Consider the following 16,527-nt stretch of genomic DNA (forward strand, 5'->3'; position numbering starts at 1 on the left):
GCTCTGTTACAGATAGTAACGAATGATTAATCTAGAACCAAATCCCTTTGTTTCCGTATTACCAGCCTTTGGATTTGGTAATTGAACGACTTCATCTCCAGGTTTCATGCTCTTATACATTGCTCTACAACAGCTGGCCATTCTAGCATTCTTCCCTTTATGATCTCCCATCATTTTATGGAGCGTACCACTACAAACTTCAATGCTGCTTTCCCCACATTCCCTTGCATCTACCTTCAGTCTATCAATCTCTTTCATAAAATCCTCAAGCTTTGGAATCTCCATCACTACAACCCCTTTCCCTTTTTTCGGATTGTATCACAAATACTTTTTTGTAAGTCAAGACTGTGACTGTGTATTGTGATTTGTGGTGTGATAGGAGAAAAAACCTGATTTTCCAAGGACTCAGGGCACTTTTTAGCTATTGAAAAAATTTTTCCAGACCCCTAAATCCCCACCGGAATCACATCATCAATGAAGATTTCCTGCTTTGGTTTAGCTATTCCAGTAAACTGCTTATGGCATTCCCATAAGTCCATCAGATGTCCTAAAGGCAAAAGCCACACTTCTTCTTCACTTCGATTTAATTGGGCCGTGCCATAATAAATCAGTCGGATAAACAATTCATCATCGCTTACCCGACTTCCACGTTTTTTGATGGCTCACTCTCAATATGTCGTTTAGTTCCTTTCAACATGCTGGCCATGATCGCATTTTTGTACTCTGCCAACTCAAAAGGAGTGGTCAATAATTCCACATCCTCCTCTGTCAGCAGTTCTTTCTTCGCATCTTTATTTCGTAAATTATGAATGAGAATCGACTGATTTGCTAATAAGGTTATGAGCCAGACGATTTCATCTAGTGCAAGTTCAAAGTCTTTCGTATTCATCAGCTTGGCACCAAGGTTCTCAAGGCCACCATAGCGTTTCGCGATTTCTTTCGTGGCCTTTGTGGTTAAAATCAATTTATATTCCGTACCACCAATATCAATTACAGCACTTCTTTCTTCTGCTGCAAAATCAATATCTAATGGTGCCGTCTCTACAGTTTTATTACTCACTTTTCATCATCCTTTCCAGCCTATGATACCGTCACGGTCGCTACAGTCGTGGTAACACTATTAGCACCAACAGAACTTAACACGCAGTAATAATAATAAGTTCCTGCTGTAAGATCAGTTGGGATGTCAAAGCTGGCTGATGTTTCCCCATTGATAATGGTTCCACCGACTGTACTATCAACAGTGTTTTCATACCACTGATACGTGATTGGATTGCTAGTGTTAGTCGTTGCAACCACCGATAAACTACCAGAAATACTTCCTGCCACCACTTCCGTTAAATCAGCTGGCTGAGATGTAATGGTGATGGTTGGCGTAACGGGTGAAAAATCCGGCTCGTAAACGGTGGAAAACCAATTTGTAATGGTTTCTTGAGATACGCCATTATCCCCTTCCGTCACTTCCGCCTTCCATGGATGCTTGTTTTCTGCATCCAGTTTGTTTCGCCTAAACACCGTTCCTTCTATGGTGGGACTACTAAAGGTAATCGATTCACCTTTGGTCGCAAGGGAAGTTGTAGGAATGCTAAAGATAACGCGATACAGCCAAAAATATCGGTACTTTCCGTTTGATTTTTTTGCACGAAACCCAACTGCCACAGGCTTTCCACCATCCTCACTCCTTGATATCACGACATTATTGCTGTCAATTTTGCTACCTGTTAAATCCTGGGCTACCAGCGGGCCAATATCATCAATCCCAAGAGTTAGCGTGCCGCTATTAAACTCTTTCACTACTTCCGCTGCCCCGTCATCCGCATACAGAATGGCTTCCATCAGCTCGACACTAAGTTCGGCAGTCATGGCTTTTGCCAAGATCTTAGGCGTTCCATAAGTTTCATTGCCATTCTCATCTTCCGTGATGTTGGCATAAAACAATCGATCCAATCCTATCGTTGCCATTTACTCATCCTCCATTTCATATTCTTTCAAAACATCTATTGCATAGTGATGGTACTTCGTATCATGTTCAAACCCGATATATTGCCGGTCTGTGATAGTCATGCCTCCAGCTAGAAATACCTTTGTTAATTGTTTTTTCAATGCCTGATAATTTCTTTTCGTAAAAAGTGAAAGTCTTGCTTCCTCAATAATGTTATGGGCCTGGTTGTCCGCGTAAAAATCCAATCGATCTGACATAGGAGTAATGACGATATATTCATCAGGAGGCTTTCCCGAAAAAACACCTGTTTCAATTGGAATGCCCACAGGTTCTAGCAGGTCCATGATGTCTTTTAAAAGACTCATAGTTTTTCAATCTCCTTCTCCAGCGCCTTTTCCATCGCTTCAACACAAGCTTTTCTTGTTGCTGATTTGGTTGGTTTTAACCAAGGCCTAGGAGGCTGACCTGATTTTCCATACTCGAGTACGGCCGCCTTCAAGGCATTGGATACTCCTTTGCTGTCTTTTGTTGTCGGGACTCCTACTCGCAAATTCCAGTCTCCGTTTGCATTTTGCGTAGGCTTTGTCGCTTCAAGAGAGGCTAACAATTCACCAGTGGATTGAGAAGGCTCTTTTGTTCCTTGTCCAATTCTAGCAGCTAAGTTTGTTTTTGCTTTCTGAATAACGGGCTCAGCCCCTTTTTCTAACACTCTTGGAACGATTTCATCAAAGCGATTGTTTAACTTGGAGATTCTTTCTAAAAACGCATCCGGCATTTTCACTGCTGCTCTTGCCATCCCATCACCCCTTCGATCCAGTTACTTTTTCAGCTAGTACCTCCACATACATGCCCCGCCCTTTGATATCCTCAACACTTAATATGTTATAGCGTTCATCTTTGCAAACAATGATGAATTCAGTCGTAATATTGATGCCTCTAGGTTTTCTAAAACGAAAAAGAGAACTAGCCTCACTAAAGCTAGCCCTATTCTTCCACGCTTCACTTCCATGGCGATTTTCCTTATAAGCTCTCATAGATGTGACAAGCAGGTCTTGTTTGGATACAAACCCTTCTTCATCCCTGATGGATACAAACCCTTCTTCATCCCTGATGGATACATTCTCATATATTTCTATAAAGCTATTCATTTTCCCAAAGCTCATATGATCACGTCCCTATTAAGGCGGAGAAGCGTATTAACCACATTCCAAACTTGCTTACTCGCTTCCACATTATCCGCAAAAAAGCCGCCCGTGCTCCCATCCCGACTCTCATAAAAGTGGGAAGATAGCATGATGACGGCTTGTTCGGTCGTTGGACTCATTGGGTTTTCCGCATAAAAGCCCTCTGGTTTCTTTTGATAACTCTCCGCATAGGAAACAGCGGCGGTGATGAAGCTGTTAAGCAGAGTATCATCTTCGTTATGTTCTATGATCAGATTTTGTTTCACTTTTGAGAGTAAGTTCTCCATCACCGCTTACCTCCTATTGTGAATTCATTAAACCGGCAGCTTTTAACTTGGCTAATAGTGCATTAAAATCCACCACTAGCCCAGCGACATCCACCGCTGTACTATCCGCTTGGTTATCGGCTGGTTGGACTTCTGTACCTCCAAACAACAACTTGCCTTCAGAAGTAATTTCTAAAGTGCCTCCAATAACAGTCCTCTCGCCGCCTTGCTCAGTATAGTTTTTTACATTACTCATTAAGCCTCACCTACGCTTTCTGCTGAAGTACTTTAATTGCTTCAGGAAGAATTAACTTTCCATCTACCCGCTGCGATGCCTTAAACCCTACTTGTCCTGTTGCGGCATATAGTTCATTCAATCGTTGGAAAGAACGACCTTGGCGGTCAGCTACCCAGTAATACCCGAAGTCACCAAAAGCGATCGTCTTGGCTCCTGCAGCAACCGTTGGGACGTAAGCGGAAGTTTTCACCGGACGATTTAAAATCGTGTCTGGTTGTCCTGCCTGGATAGATGGTTGCCAGAGATATTGGCCATTGCCGTCTTTTAGCTTACGAATGAGTTTGATTGTGGCATCGTTCATAACAAAGATTGCCTTTTTACGATATGGCGATTTTAATGAATAGAATAAATCCATGATCTCATCCACAGTAATAGCAGTTGCTGATGCGGCTGTGATTCCAAGTTCAGCTCCACCGGTTGCATTAAAAATGCCAGTCGGCTTTCCGGTACCATCTCCCACGAGGAATGCTTCCTCTTCCTTGGCACCAATCCGTCTGGCAAATTCTTTTGCAATATAGGCTTCTAAATTAAAAACACTGTCGTTCAATAACTCTTCTGATACTTTAATCATTGTCGCTAACTTGTAAGCTCCAATGGAAACTTGACCAAAGCTGTCATCTGACTCTGGAATTAACCCTTCTTCATCCACCCATGATGCTGTTCCTTTGGATGCCACAACCGGAATTTTACGATCACCTGATGAAGTGGTGATGACCTTGGCTAAGGAACGGAAGATATTTTCCTCTTCTAGAGCCTCAATAAGTGTTCGTTCAAATTCATCTGGAGCAAGGTAACCTCCTTCAGAATCTGTTCCAATTTTCAAGGAGTTTTGTACGTCAAAACTGCTTTTGTTTCTCATCGCCTTCCAGAAGGCATCCTTGTATTCATCGGTAGCTCGTCCTGTTTTTTGCCCCTCAGTTCCTGTGGGTTTTGAGGTGATCGGATTGTTTAAAGGTTTAGAAAGCTCCAGGTCAATGGCCTGTTGTCGTTCAAGACGGTCGATTTCTTTTCCGAGATTCACAACCTCCGCTTCCATCCTTTCATAAGTGGTCGTATCTTCTGCTGAAAGAATGCCATCTTCTCCTCTTTTTGAATCAAGAAATGCCTTGGCTGCTTCCCATGCTTTTGCTCGTTTTTCACGAAGTTCTAAAACTTTACTCATATTGTTTGTCTCCTCCTTAAAATTTCAAGAGTTCGAGTCTCTTGTCCAAAATGCTGATATCTGTGCCTGTTTTCTTTTCCCTTTGCGGTAACTTGTGCAGGAATGAATTCACAACTGCCATTTGGCTATAAATCATTCCTTCCTCTGGTGGGGCTTCTTCGCTTTCATTTTGAAACATGATGCCATCGGCAAATCCAAGTTCCACTGCCTTTTTGGAGTTAAACCAGCTCTCCGCATCCATCATGTGTGAGAGTTTTATCCTTGAAAGACCGGTTTTTAATTCATAGGCATTTATGATGCTTTCTTTTACCTCACTCAACATATCAATGGCTTTTTTCATTTCAGCTGTATCACCAAAGGCAATGGTCATCGGATTATGAATCATCATCATCGAAACTGGCGACATGAAAACATCTCCGCCAGCCATCGCAATGACCGAGGCGGCACTAGCAGCTATTCCATCAATTTTCACAGTCACATGACCTTTGTAATCCATGAGCATGTTGTAGATTTGACTGGCTGCAAACACATCACCTCCAGGCGAATTAATCCAGATGGTGATATCGCCACCCTCATTCATTAGTTCTGACTTAAACTGTCTCGGTGTGACTTCATCACCAAACCACGATTCTTCAGCAATGACGCCATCAAGATAAAGGGTCCTGCCTTCTTCGTTCTTGACCCAATTCCAAAACTTCTTCAAGGTTTATCCCTCCTCATACTGTTCTGTCCAAGCACCTGCTTTTGACATATCTACAAAATTCCCATTCACTAAGTACTTGTTTCCACCCTGTTCTTCCGGGATTAAGTTCATCTCTTCCAGTTCGCGGATATCGTTCGCTGACATTACCCCGTTTTGCCGCATGATCTGATAAAATTGCGCTCTGGATCCTGCATCTCCTCTGAGCCGCCCATTTAAATTAAATTTAATAAAGTACTTTTTCTTGTCAGCCTCACTCAACAACGCCTTTTTCATGGACTGTTCGATTCGAGTGACCCAAGGCATGATCGTATTATCAATAAAGCTAATCGATTGGTGTTCAATATTGCTGAAGGTCGCTTTATCAAGATTGGCCACAAGATGAGGTGGAACCCGAAAGATTCGGCAGATCTCTTCTGTCTGAAACTTTCTTGTTTCTAAAAATTGTGCTTGCTCAGGTGGAATGCCAATGCTTTGAAACTTCATTCCTTCTTCAAGGACTGCAATTCGATGGGCATTGCCGCTTCCTTGATACACCGCATTCCAGCTTTCTCGGATTTTGGCAGGGTCCTTTACGACACCTGGATGCTCCAAGACACCGCCGGGGCTTGCACCATTAGCAAAAAACTTCGCTCCATACTCTTCAGTCGCAATTGCCATTCCAATTGCATTTTTGGCCATCGCTATCGGAGAGTAGCCCACCAAACCATCAAATCCGAGCCCAGGAATATGAAGGACTTCCTCCCTTCGAAGGATTGCGGTGCCCGTGTCCATTCGGTATTCATAGTAAAGTTCCCCAGTAGAAGTTCGGTCCACCGTCATCCGGTCAGGCAAAAGCGGATAAAGTGAAAGCACATTGCCTCTACCATCCCTGATAATCTGAGCATAAGCATTTCCCCATAATAAAAGATGACTCATCAGTGTTTCCCTAAACACGAACGAAGTCATCTCTGAATTGGGCTCATCATGGAGCTTGTAATATAAGCTGTGGTCCAGCGCTTTTTCCTTACCGTTATTGGTATACTGATAAAGATGAAGCGGAAGGCTAGCAATCGTCTCAGCTAGAATCCGCACACAGGCATAGACCGCTGTGGTCTGCATGGCTGTTCTTTCGTTGACCGCTTTCCCGCTTGTGGTCGTACCAAAGAAAAAGCTGTAGGTACTGCCAAAAAGATTATTTTGGGGGCTGGCCCTTGATTGAAATAGTTTTGATAAAAACGGTATTTTCATAGTTTCACTTCCTAAATTAGAGAATCAATATCCCCCGCCCATTATAAACACTCTCTCGATTTTCATTCCGAATCGCCCGGTCCAATGCCATAATCAATGCCACCGCACCGTCAATTCGTTCTGTACTTTTCTCTTTATCCGGCTTAATGTTGCCCGCCGGGTCTGTTTTCACAAAGATGTTATCCATCATCCATCGTAAAACCGGATTTCCACCGTGAACGATTCGTTTCTCAAGGGTAATTTTCATCAACTCTTTTGATGCTGGCGACATATCCTTATACCCTTGTCCAAATGGAACGACCGTGAAGCCCATCCCTTCTAGGTTTTGTACCATTTGAACTGCTCCCCATCGGTCAAAGGCAATTTCCTTAATGTTGTATTTCATTCCCAGCTCCTCAATAAATGCCTCAATGAATCCATAATGAATCACGTTACCCTCAGTTGTTTTGATGTAACCTTGCTTTTCCCAAATGTCATAGGGCACATGATCTCTCCTTACCCGCAATTTCAGGTTTTCGTCGGGAATCCAGAAGTAAGGGAGAACAATGAATTTCTCGTCATCTGTCCTAGGTGGAAAAACCAACACAAAGGCGGAAATATCTGTTGTACTTGAAAGGTCAAGCCCTGCAAAACATTCTCTTCCACGAAGACTATCAAGATCAATCGGATCGTCACAAGCATCCCACTTCTCCATCTGCATCCAGCGGGTCGATTGCTTCACCCATTGATTGAGCCTCAGTTGCCTGAAGATGTTTTCTTCGGCGGGATTTTCTTTTGCACTAATAAACGCATTTCTTACTTTCTCTATGTCAATGGTATGGCCAAGGGATGGATTGGCTTTATACCAGTTCTTTTCAGCAGTCCAATCATCATTATCATCAATTCCATAAATTACTGGATAAAAAGTCGGGTCAACCTTTCTTCCTTCTAAAATATCCACCGCTTTTTGATGCACTTCATAACAAATCGAATTTCGGTCAGTACCCGCTGTCGTAATCAAAAAGAAGAGCGGCTGGAGGCGAGCATCTCCAGACCCTTTCGTCATAACGTCATATAGCTCTCGATTCGGTTGGGCATGCAATTCGTCAAAAATAACCGCATGAACATTGAGTCCGTGCTTCGTATAAGCTTCAGCTGATAGTACTTGATAAAAACTGTTGGTTGGCTTATAGACCAGACGCGCCGTGGAGCGGGATGGATAAAAATACGCAAAATATAGATTAAAATATCCGAGTTTCTACTATATAATAGACGGTTAATTTCACTCCTCTTTCCTTCTAATTCCTCGGTTCATTTTTATAGCGAATTTCACCCCATAAAACGCAAAAAAATGGCCCACCTCCTAGTTTGGAGATGAGCCTGATTGGTCTTTTTTCTACTATATAATTAATGAAGATTTCTCTCCTACAATCCCTATTGATATAGAGTTATAGTTTTTTCATAAAATAACCCTTATAATTAAGTTAATAGTTTTATATGGGAGCGGATATATTTTGGTAAGAGGAAAAACAACCAATGGGTTAATGCGTCACCTTAGGGACAAGCATGGCATTGAAATTAGTGGCAGCAAACAGAAAAGGGATTTGTTGAATTTAGGTTACTATCACGGATACAAAGGATATCGTTTTATTGGTCATGCCAGTAATCAAATACCATTCACCAATTTCGATGAAGTCGTTGGTGTCTATGAATTTGATACAAACCTTAAAACGATTTTATATCCACGAATCATGTTCATTGAAACAGCAATTAAAAATTATACACTAAATACCCTGATTGGAATAGGGCCGGTAGACTTTGATTTTGTTTTTTCACACCTATTAAATGATTATAAGAAAGAAAATACGGGTAATAGTAAGTATAGGGATAAAATGAAAAAACGGCTTGATTTAAGGAATAAAATCCACCAACAAATCAGTTATAATTACTCAGAACAAAAAGCCGTAATTTCACACTTTTTCCATACCAATAAGCCGATACCACTATGGGCAATATTTGAGGTAATTAATCTTGGGGAATTCGGTTTTTTCTTACAATGTTTAAACCAGGACACAAGGATTGCAATCGCAGAGGATTTAGGCATGCATACAACTAACCATAATCAAAATGGTAGAATTGTTGAAGATATCATTTTTCTAATTAAGGAACTGCGTAATGCTGTTGCACATAACTCCGTTGTCTTTGATTGCAGATTCAAAAAGACAAACCCGCCTTCACGCTTGAAGGAATACTTGCAAAGCGAGACTGGTATTACAAATATTACATTTGATAACATTGTGGATTACTTTATCATTGTGATTTTTCTTCTTAAAAAACTTGGAGTAACCAAAACTGAATTGAAACAAATTGTTCGAAAGTTTCATGCGGAATCTGAAAAGCTTAGAGATGCCATACCAATACCGGTTCACACCTCTATAATGGGGTCCGATTTTAGAAACAAAATAACTAGCTTAACGAATTATATTTAGGCTTGTACTTTACGAATAGGACAAACTGTAGTATCATAATATATAACTAATAGCGGTGTACAGCTTCGGCTTACACTTAAGGGGACTGGATGCGTCTGGTCCTCTTTTAATTTTGTCTAAAAATATTACTAAAAACCCACCAAGTGGCTCTGCACAAGCCTACTCAATGGGTTCCGCAATACTTCTCCAATGCATTTATCCATCCAGCCCATAACCAATGGAATCTAATCCATTTTTAATAGATTGCTAGATTAGCAGATTACCTATTTTCCTTTACTCTATACGCATACTCCCTGATATTCTTCCTTTGTCCCTGTACTTTGAAGCGCTCAAACGTCCCTTCTTTAAACAAAGGCATAACCACTCGATCGACAAGGGTTGTTTTCCCCATTTGTTTTCTTTCCAACATAAATGTCAACATCTCTTTCACCGTCCTAGGTTCATGACAGTATTCGAGAAGAGCAGCCACTTCTGGCCCTTTCAAAAATGCTTCATATTTTGCTTTTGCCTTCGCCCGCCGCTCCCTTTCACATTGTTCCTGAAAAGTAGAATACACCTCGTCGGTCGTCCATTCCAACCCAAAGCGCAAATGATACACAATGCTGCCATCTTTATATACAGCCGCATGGTCCACAACATCTGTATAAATCTCGCCGGGAAAGGCTTTTGATTCACTTTTTATATAAGCCTTCAAGTTTTTCATAAAACGCTTGAGTGTTTTTCGTTCTTCTTCCGCTTTCTCCTTCCAACTCGAAAAGCCGCAAGACTCTCATACATGGCACATAGCTTTTCAGTCAATTGGTCCACTCGTTCTGTATCTCGACCCTGACCATGAAGGCTTTCATCGACCACCTCATAAAGTTCTTGATTTAATACGTTCACTTCTTGTTCTAGGTGCGTTTCTTTGACTTTCTCTTCAGGGGATAAGTCCAACTGTTCAATCGCCTGCTCTGCCTTTTGATAGAAAGTGGAATCTTCATAAATATTTGTTAAAAGGTGTCTAAAATGCTGTTCATAATAGTCTTGTTTAAAAGCCATCGAATCACAAGGATCATGAACATGATAGTGTGGATAGCCCGCTCGGTAACAGACCCAGAAATGTTGATAATAGTCACCATCTTTTTTCGGCCTTTTCTTCACATAATGGACCACTTGTTTGGAACATTCCCCACAATTCATCTTCCCTAAGAATGTTTCATTTTTATTTTCATTAATTTCTGGCAAGGGAGCTGAACGTTTCTTCTTTACCTCTTCCGCTCGCTCATCTAATATCCTCTGTACTTCCTCCCATTTTTTCTTTGAAATGATCGGTTCATGATGTTGTTCAATATAATATTGAGGTTCTTGCCCTTCATTTGGAACGATTTTCTTTTGACCGTTTTGAAGAGATACAGTTTGCTGGAATAAAATATCCCCTTTATAAACTACATTTCTTAAAATGTTTGTAATCGTTCTTACTCCCCAGGTTAAATTACCAGTTGGGCTCGGAAGCTTTTTTTCACTTAAATCCACTGCGATTTGAGACACTGTGACTCCTTTTCTTACTTCTCTAAAGATGCGCCGGACCACGCTCGCTTCTTCTTTCACTATGTGCCAACGGTAGTTATCATCAATCGTATAACCATAGTTCGGTCTTTTCTGATGGATAATACCCCGCTTGGCCATACTGCGGATGCCCCAAGCCGAGGATCTACCCATGCTAATACTTTCCTCTTGTGCAATGCTTCCGAAAATGGATAACATAAGGTCTGCTTGAGGGTCCGAAGTCCATATATTTTCACGTTCAAAGTAGATGTAGGTTGGATTAGGAAGCTGACGAAGATATCTCGTGATTTCCAATGTATCTTGAATATCTCGGCTTAGTCTGGAAACGGACTTAACCAAAATAACGTCAATTCGCCCACGCTCACATTCTTGAATGAGCCGATTCAATTCATCCCGATTTTTCATTGAACGCCCCGATATTCCCTCGTCTGCATAGATGCCTGCAAATTGATAGTTTGGGTTTTTCCAAATCAAATAAGTATAGTATGCGACCTGTGTTTTCAGGCTTGATTGCTGCTCTAAACGGTCAGTTGAAACACGGCAATAAGCTGCTGTTCGCAACGGTTCTATAGTATTTAGTTGGGAAGAAGGTTGTTTATTCACCCCCTCCATCGATGCTTCAATCGTCTGCAATATCGCTTTACTGTTGTTGGGTTCAATCTTCTGTACTTCTCTTTTTGGAATCGATGCTTTCTTTTGTTCCTTTTCCTTAATAAGCAAATCGCCTTTCTCATTCAGTATTTTCAATTCAGAAGTCACCTCCTTTGTTCTTTGGCTTTCTTCAGTCGGTGATGAGTCTATATCTTTTATTAATGGTGAGCCTATGGTCGTCACCGTTCCATCCAACCATTTCACCTCATAGTCTGTTTCAGTAGTTACCGATGCGTTTAAAATCCATGCTCTCAAATGTTCTAGAGTAACTTGTTCGTAAAAAGTCTCCATATTCTGAATGGAATCCAACCATCGAATGGTACTGGTCCGATAAGATCGTCCTTCTTCTATGCTTTCAATATGCACTTCAAATGCACGATACGCTTCTTCTTTTTCCTTCAGCTCTTCATCGGTATCCGTAGTTCGAGCCATCTCCATTTCCGTCAGCCACTTTAACCGATGGAACTCGAAATGGTCTTGTTGATTGGCAACGGTCAGGATTTTCTTTAAAGCACCGATTTGAACATTTTCATCTTTCAAGAACTTTTTCTCAAAAGCCTTTAGCATCATGGTTTGTAATTGATGTTCTTGTAATTCTGGTCCCTCGCAAACACCAGCTTTTCTTGCATTACACCGCCAGATATTACCGATCTTCCTTTTATGAACTCTTATAAGTTTTCCACAATGCTGGCAGATGATTTGTTTCTGAAAAGCATGTGGTTCTGTGGGAGTAGGTCGCTTACGTGGAGATTTATGGTCCAAACTAAACTTTTCCTGAGCCCGATCAAAGACATCAATACTGATAATGGCTGGATGGGTATTTTCAATCGTAATGGGGTCATCCTTGTTAATCGTTTTTTTCTTGGTAAACAAATCAATAGAATGAAGTCTGGCAACCTTATTACCGGTATAGGTAGGATTCTGCAACATATATTTAACACTTTTTGTCCTCCACACTTTTCCGCCCTTCATGGTTGGAATCTCCAGACGTATAAGTTCTCTCACGATGTCTTGGATGGACCAATCTTGTAAATACCAATCGTATATCAAACGAACTACCCCTGCCTGTTCCTCGTTGATTTCAAGGGTGGGCTGTCCATCTTTTGTGATTTTACGATAGCCGTAGGTCGCTACAAACTTTGGCTTTCCTTTTTGCAAACTTTTTTCATAGCCCCATTTGACAGAGGCGGAGATCGTTTCAATTTCTTCTTGTGCCAGAGCTGCATAGGTGCTTAGCAGAAATTGATTGTATTCAACCGAGGTATCTACCTTTTGCTCTTCAAAGTACACGCCGACTCCCTTCGCCTTTAGCTCTTCTACAATCGTGATAAGATGCTCCGCATTCCGTGTGAAGCGAGACACATTTTTGGTCAAAATAAAATCGACACGTCCTTCATGGCAGTGGCGGATAAGTCGTTGTAACCCTTTCTGCTTATTGGCATTCCCACCACTCGTGCCGTTATCAAAATACACACCAACAAACTTCCAGTTCGGCTTACTTCGAATGAGATGCGTATAATGTTGCACTTGGTTCTCTAGCGAATGCAGTTGCTTTTCTAAATCTGTACTTACTCGACAATAAGCAGCTACCTTCACTTCATGGTTTCCGATTAACGGACTTTCTTCCCTTGCCTTGACTGGATCCCACAACGTTCGGACCCACATACCTTTTTGAATTTCATCCAATATAAAAACCCCTTTCCTATAAGTGATAATGGCTCGTGTCCATCTATCACTCACATCCCGAGAACTTTCAAGTTCTTTTTATGGGTGGAAAGAGGTTTATGTTTATTTGATTAAATTTTGCTTATTTCTTCTTGGGTGTCTTTCGTTCTCTTACACAGAGGGTCCGTTTCACCCCGCATTTAAATTGAAATTCAACTATTCGTTCCTTATAAATAATGCCCCGTTCGATTGTCTTTTTGAAAAGCGTTACATCAAAGTCCTCTAGTTTCTCAGTTTCTTCTAATAAGACTAGGAGCGATTGAAATTGCTTTTCTAAATAAAGTTGTTCTTGCATGTTGTCCTCTAGGCTGTCCCGCTCCTGTTGGAGAATTTCTTGTTCATAAATCAAGTGCCTTAATGTCGCATCGTAAATGGCATCGCTGGTGGCGGACTCTCTTGCAGCCAAGTCACTAATGCGGTCGGTTATCGCTTCAATTTGCGTGTTCAACTCCTCCAGCCGTTGTTGTTCCGGTGGCGAGAGGGATGCTTTTTGAATGGCTTGTTTCGCTTCTTCTATTACTTCATCGAGGTTTTCTTTCATTCCCCTCATAATTTTCATAAAGGCATTTTCAAGGTCTGTCTCATGAACATAACTTGTTTTACAATCTTTATAGTCTCGATCTAGCCCTGCAGTCACTCGGCATTGCCATGCAGAAATGTAATACTTCTCCCCCTTCCTGCTTGAAGTCATCCTTCTTCGTATCACCGGCCTTCCACATTCTCCGCAATAGTACTGATTGGAAAATGGGCTGTGTCCGCTAAAGTGCTGCCGGTATTTGTTATCCGGGTCCCGCATCATCAAACTTCGCCTTTTCATTTCTTGTTGAACGGCTTCAAAGGTTTCTTCGCTGATAATGGCTGGGTGGGTGTTCTTTACAAAATACTGTGGTTGAATATCTCGGTTGCGAACGCGTTTATGCGATAAAAAATCAATCGTAACGGTCTTCTGTGCTAAACAGTGGCCTTGGTACTTCTCTTGTTTCAAGATTTTATAAACCGCATCTGACGTCCACGTTTTATTTCCCTTTCCTGTCTTTAATCCATCTCTTGTTAGGCCTTTTGCAATGCTTGGACACCCTTTTCCTTCTAAATACTCTCGAAAAATTCGTCTGACTACTTCAGCTTGTTCCTCGTTAATCACAATTTCTCCGTCCTCATCGGTATCATAGCCCAAGAAGAAGGTAGTCGGCATGTGTACGATACCTTGTTGGAATCTCTTCTGAACGCCCCATTTCGTATTTTCACTTACGCTGCGGCTTTCTTCCTGTGCCATTGAGGATAAAATCGTTAGGAAAAGCTCTGACTTTGAATCTAATGTGTCAATATTTTCCTTTTCAAAGAAAACACCCACGGCTGGCCTTAGACTCTTCAAACGCCTGATAATTGATATGCAGTCAAGAGTGTTTCTCGCGAAGCGACTGATTGACTTGGTCAAAATATAGTCAATCCGCCCTTCTTCACAGTCTTGGATCATTCGATTAAATTCTGTACGGTTCTTCGTCGAGGTCCCTGATATCCCTTCATCTGCATACACATCTGCGAGTATCCAAGCAGGGTTTTTACTTACATAATCTTTGTAATGATCCACTTGGAGTTCATAACTGCTTGCCTGCATTTCTGAGTCAGTGGATACTCGGGCATAAACTGCAATCCGTTTCTTTTGTCCACCAGGATTCGCTTCCGTCCGGCTCGTTCTAGCCTTTGCCGGAATTATCCGAACCCTTGAAGGGCTTTGATGGTTAGTCAATATCATGATCTCCTTTCCCAAAATCAATAATGGTTTCTTTACCGTCAATCCAATGCATACAAAAGGACATTGGTGATATCGCTTTTATGCGAACTACCCATGCCCTTAAAAATGCAGTTTGTTTCATCTCTTCATGTAATAGTTTTATTGGATTTCTAACTGCATCCATTTCCCTAAGCTTTATTAGTGCTGCTTTGCGAAAAGCGACATCCTGATCCAGAAGTTCCCACCATTCTTCTTTTACTCTTAACTCCTTCTCAATAGCTTCACGTTTGCGTGACAGTTCCTCAAGTACTTCTTTTGATTTCTCTGCTTCTGTTCCATTGGCGTTTATAAGGGCTACATTTTCTTCTAATAAAATCCGTTCTAAATCTAAGCGCAGTTGGTTGTAAGAAAAATCTCTTGCGGCGACTGCCCTAGTCAGGTCCTTTTGCATACGATCTATATCAATTACCTTCCTTATTGACCGATAGCGTTCGAGAAAAGCTTCTTGCATTGCTTTTAAAATTATCGTTTCTTGGATTCCTTGCATCTTACAAAGCTCTTTGCTTTTTCTGCTATTTTCACAACGCCATGTAACTCTCTCTCGGCAGACAAATCGGTGCAGATTTCCTCCACAAACTCCACATTGGATTCTGCTCGATAGTGGATAGCGTTTCGTCTTTTTATTAGGATTTGGTTTGTTGCGCCTCTCCAGTTCTCTTTGGACTGCTTCAAATACTTCTTGACTTACAATGGGTTCGTGGTGGTTCTCGATGAAATATTGAGTTCGTTCACCTGTGTTTAATTGCTGTTTATGAGAAAGGTGATCTTCCACATATGTTTTTTGGCAAATAACATCCCCCGTATAATCACTGTTTTGTAGCATTAACTTTAAGGTTGGTGATGACCAGTCTGTGCGTCCGTTCGTTTTTTTATATTTCTTTCTGATGAACTGTTTGCATATTTGGGAGAGTGTCTTGCCGTTCAAGATTTCATTAAAAGCCTCTCGAACAATTTGGGCTTCCTCTTCTACTACAACCCACTCTTTTCTTTCATTTAGTTCATAGCCGAGTTTCTTTACAAAGATCGGTTCACCTCTTTCAAACCTCTTAGTTTTAGCCCAAGTTATATTCTCCGAAATGCTTCTGCTTTCTTCCTGTGCTGTTGCGGAAAGCATGGTCAAAATAAACTCGCTTGCCATATCATCTGTGTCAATATTCTCTTTATCAAATATAATGCGCACTCCAAGTTGTCGCAGTTTCCGTATCGTATTAATTGCGTCAAGTACATTCCTCGCAAATCTTGATACCGACTTGCAAAGAATAAGATCAATTTTCTTTTCGGTAGCGTGCCGTATCATTCGATTAAATCCTGGCCTTTTAGCCATCGATGTTCCTGTTCGTCCATGGTCTGTATAAATGTCAACCATCTTCCAACCCGGTGTGGAGCGAATTAATTGAGTGTAATGCGTTTTTTGGTTATCAAAAGATCCTTCTTGTTCATCTGAAAGGCTGCTGACTCGTACATATGCAGCCACTCTCAGTTGTTTAGGTTTCTCTGGAGGTAGCTCCATTAATGAAATACCACCAACTCCTTGTCCAAATGAACCAAATAATGCTTCTGCCAT

The 16,527-nt window shown here is 41.4% G+C and carries 17 protein-coding genes and 1 pseudogene; 1 reads left to right on the top strand and 17 read right to left on the bottom strand.

All coding sequences use genetic code 11. The annotated features are described in order from the left end of the window. Positions 1-6: 6 nt before the first annotated feature. From MKX65_RS22410 to MKX65_RS22470, 13 genes and pseudogenes are all read right to left on the bottom strand, one after another. Positions 7-285, bottom strand: a complete 279-nt coding sequence (locus tag MKX65_RS22410) for a hypothetical protein (protein WP_340905709.1) — start codon at positions 283-285, stop codon at positions 7-9. A 161-nt stretch (positions 286-446) separates the two neighbouring features. Further along, positions 447-623 carry a hypothetical protein gene (locus MKX65_RS22415; RefSeq protein WP_340905710.1) on the bottom strand — a complete coding sequence of 59 codons (177 nt, stop codon included), beginning with the start codon at positions 621-623 and terminating at the stop codon, positions 447-449. A gap of 11 nt (positions 624-634) precedes the next feature. Continuing rightward, positions 635-1,060 carry a hypothetical protein gene (locus tag MKX65_RS22420; RefSeq protein ID WP_307148771.1) on the bottom strand — a complete coding sequence of 142 codons (426 nt, stop codon included), beginning with the start codon at positions 1,058-1,060 and terminating at the stop codon, positions 635-637. Positions 1,061-1,080: 20 nt separating this feature from the next. After that, entirely contained in the window at positions 1,081-1,962 is an 882-nt protein-coding gene (locus tag MKX65_RS22425; RefSeq protein ID WP_445677933.1) for a major tail protein, read from the bottom strand. Beyond that, positions 1,963-2,307 carry a hypothetical protein gene (locus MKX65_RS22430; protein ID WP_307148772.1) on the bottom strand — a complete coding sequence of 115 codons (345 nt, stop codon included), beginning with the start codon at positions 2,305-2,307 and terminating at the stop codon, positions 1,963-1,965. Further along, complete coding sequence (locus MKX65_RS22435; RefSeq protein ID WP_340905713.1) at positions 2,304-2,738, bottom strand: HK97-gp10 family putative phage morphogenesis protein; 435 nt, start codon at positions 2,736-2,738, stop codon at positions 2,304-2,306. Before MKX65_RS22435 ends, MKX65_RS22430 begins: the two co-directional genes overlap by 4 nt. A 4-nt stretch (positions 2,739-2,742) precedes the next feature. Next, positions 2,743-3,105 carry a head-tail adaptor protein gene (locus MKX65_RS22440; protein WP_340905715.1) on the bottom strand — a complete coding sequence of 121 codons (363 nt, stop codon included), beginning with the start codon at positions 3,103-3,105 and terminating at the stop codon, positions 2,743-2,745. Then, complete coding sequence (locus MKX65_RS22445) at positions 3,102-3,413, bottom strand: head-tail connector protein (RefSeq protein WP_307148775.1); 312 nt, start codon at positions 3,411-3,413, stop codon at positions 3,102-3,104. Before MKX65_RS22445 ends, MKX65_RS22440 begins: the two co-directional genes overlap by 4 nt. A 13-nt stretch (positions 3,414-3,426) precedes the next feature. Beyond that, positions 3,427-3,648 carry a head fiber protein gene (locus MKX65_RS22450; RefSeq protein WP_307148776.1) on the bottom strand — a complete coding sequence of 74 codons (222 nt, stop codon included), beginning with the start codon at positions 3,646-3,648 and terminating at the stop codon, positions 3,427-3,429. A gap of 10 nt (positions 3,649-3,658) precedes the next feature. Beyond that, positions 3,659-4,852, bottom strand: coding sequence for a phage major capsid protein (locus tag MKX65_RS22455; RefSeq protein ID WP_340905716.1), 1,194 nt, complete (start codon positions 4,850-4,852; stop codon positions 3,659-3,661). 16 nt (positions 4,853-4,868) lie between these two features. After that, a complete protein-coding gene (locus tag MKX65_RS22460) occupies positions 4,869-5,555 on the bottom strand; it encodes a head maturation protease, ClpP-related (RefSeq protein WP_340905717.1) in 687 nt (228 codons plus the stop codon). Positions 5,556-5,558: 3 nt separating this feature from the next. Further along, the gene (locus tag MKX65_RS22465; protein ID WP_445677934.1) at positions 5,559-6,653 is read right to left on the bottom strand and encodes a phage portal protein; all 1,095 of its coding nucleotides are present in this window, start codon (positions 6,651-6,653) and stop codon (positions 5,559-5,561) included. Between the two features lie 145 nt (positions 6,654-6,798). After that, positions 6,799-7,971: pseudogene (locus MKX65_RS22470) on the bottom strand (terminase large subunit); the annotation flags it as partial. Positions 7,972-8,275: 304 nt separating this feature from the next. Between MKX65_RS22470 and MKX65_RS22475 the strand changes: the two are divergent. After that, positions 8,276-9,250, top strand: a complete 975-nt coding sequence (locus MKX65_RS22475) for an Abi family protein (protein WP_340905718.1) — start codon at positions 8,276-8,278, stop codon at positions 9,248-9,250. Between the two features lie 259 nt (positions 9,251-9,509). Here the strand turns inward: MKX65_RS22475 and MKX65_RS22480 are convergent, their stop codons facing one another. The 4 genes from MKX65_RS22480 to MKX65_RS22495 all read right to left on the bottom strand — a co-directional run bounded on the left by MKX65_RS22480 (position 9,510) and on the right by MKX65_RS22495 (position 16,527). Next, positions 9,510-9,953 (bottom strand): hypothetical protein, encoded by a 444-nt coding sequence (locus MKX65_RS22480; RefSeq protein ID WP_340905720.1) that lies wholly within the window; start codon positions 9,951-9,953, stop codon positions 9,510-9,512. Then, positions 9,950-13,132 carry a recombinase family protein gene (locus MKX65_RS22485; RefSeq protein ID WP_340905721.1) on the bottom strand — a complete coding sequence of 1,061 codons (3,183 nt, stop codon included), beginning with the start codon at positions 13,130-13,132 and terminating at the stop codon, positions 9,950-9,952. Before MKX65_RS22485 ends, MKX65_RS22480 begins: the two co-directional genes overlap by 4 nt. 121 nt (positions 13,133-13,253) lie before the next feature. Then, complete coding sequence (locus MKX65_RS22490) at positions 13,254-14,918, bottom strand: recombinase family protein (protein WP_340905722.1); 1,665 nt, start codon at positions 14,916-14,918, stop codon at positions 13,254-13,256. Further along, a complete protein-coding gene (locus MKX65_RS22495; protein WP_340905723.1) occupies positions 14,911-16,527 on the bottom strand; it encodes a recombinase family protein in 1,617 nt (538 codons plus the stop codon). Before MKX65_RS22495 ends, MKX65_RS22490 begins: the two co-directional genes overlap by 8 nt.

The organism is Robertmurraya sp. FSL R5-0851 (genome assembly GCF_038002965.1).
Lineage (GTDB): Bacteria > Bacillota > Bacilli > Bacillales > Cytobacillaceae > Robertmurraya_A > Robertmurraya_A beringensis.

Bases quoted from the DNA above. Each gene is read 5' to 3' on its own strand.
- MKX65_RS22435 (WP_340905713.1), bottom strand. From the start codon at position 2,738: ATGGCAAGAGCAGCAGTGAAAATGCCGGATGCGTTTTTAGAAAGAATC.
- MKX65_RS22425 (WP_445677933.1), bottom strand. From the start codon at position 1,962: ATGGCAACGATAGGATTGGATCGATTGTTTTATGCCAACATCACGGAA.
- MKX65_RS22495 (WP_340905723.1), bottom strand. From the start codon at position 16,527: ATGGCAGAAGCATTATTTGGTTCATTTGGACAAGGAGTTGGTGGTATT.
- MKX65_RS22430 (WP_307148772.1), bottom strand. From the start codon at position 2,307: ATGAGTCTTTTAAAAGACATCATGGACCTGCTAGAACCTGTGGGCATT.
- MKX65_RS22450 (WP_307148776.1), bottom strand. From the start codon at position 3,648: ATGAGTAATGTAAAAAACTATACTGAGCAAGGCGGCGAGAGGACTGTT.
- MKX65_RS22455 (WP_340905716.1), bottom strand. From the start codon at position 4,852: ATGAGTAAAGTTTTAGAACTTCGTGAAAAACGAGCAAAAGCATGGGAA.
- MKX65_RS22440 (WP_340905715.1), bottom strand. From the start codon at position 3,105: ATGAGCTTTGGGAAAATGAATAGCTTTATAGAAATATATGAGAATGTA.
- MKX65_RS22465 (WP_445677934.1), bottom strand. From the start codon at position 6,653: ATGCAGACCACAGCGGTCTATGCCTGTGTGCGGATTCTAGCTGAGACG.
- MKX65_RS22445 (WP_307148775.1), bottom strand. From the start codon at position 3,413: ATGGAGAACTTACTCTCAAAAGTGAAACAAAATCTGATCATAGAACAT.
- MKX65_RS22410 (WP_340905709.1), bottom strand. From the start codon at position 285: ATGGAGATTCCAAAGCTTGAGGATTTTATGAAAGAGATTGATAGACTG.
- MKX65_RS22480 (WP_340905720.1), bottom strand. From the start codon at position 9,953: ATGAAAAACTTGAAGGCTTATATAAAAAGTGAATCAAAAGCCTTTCCC.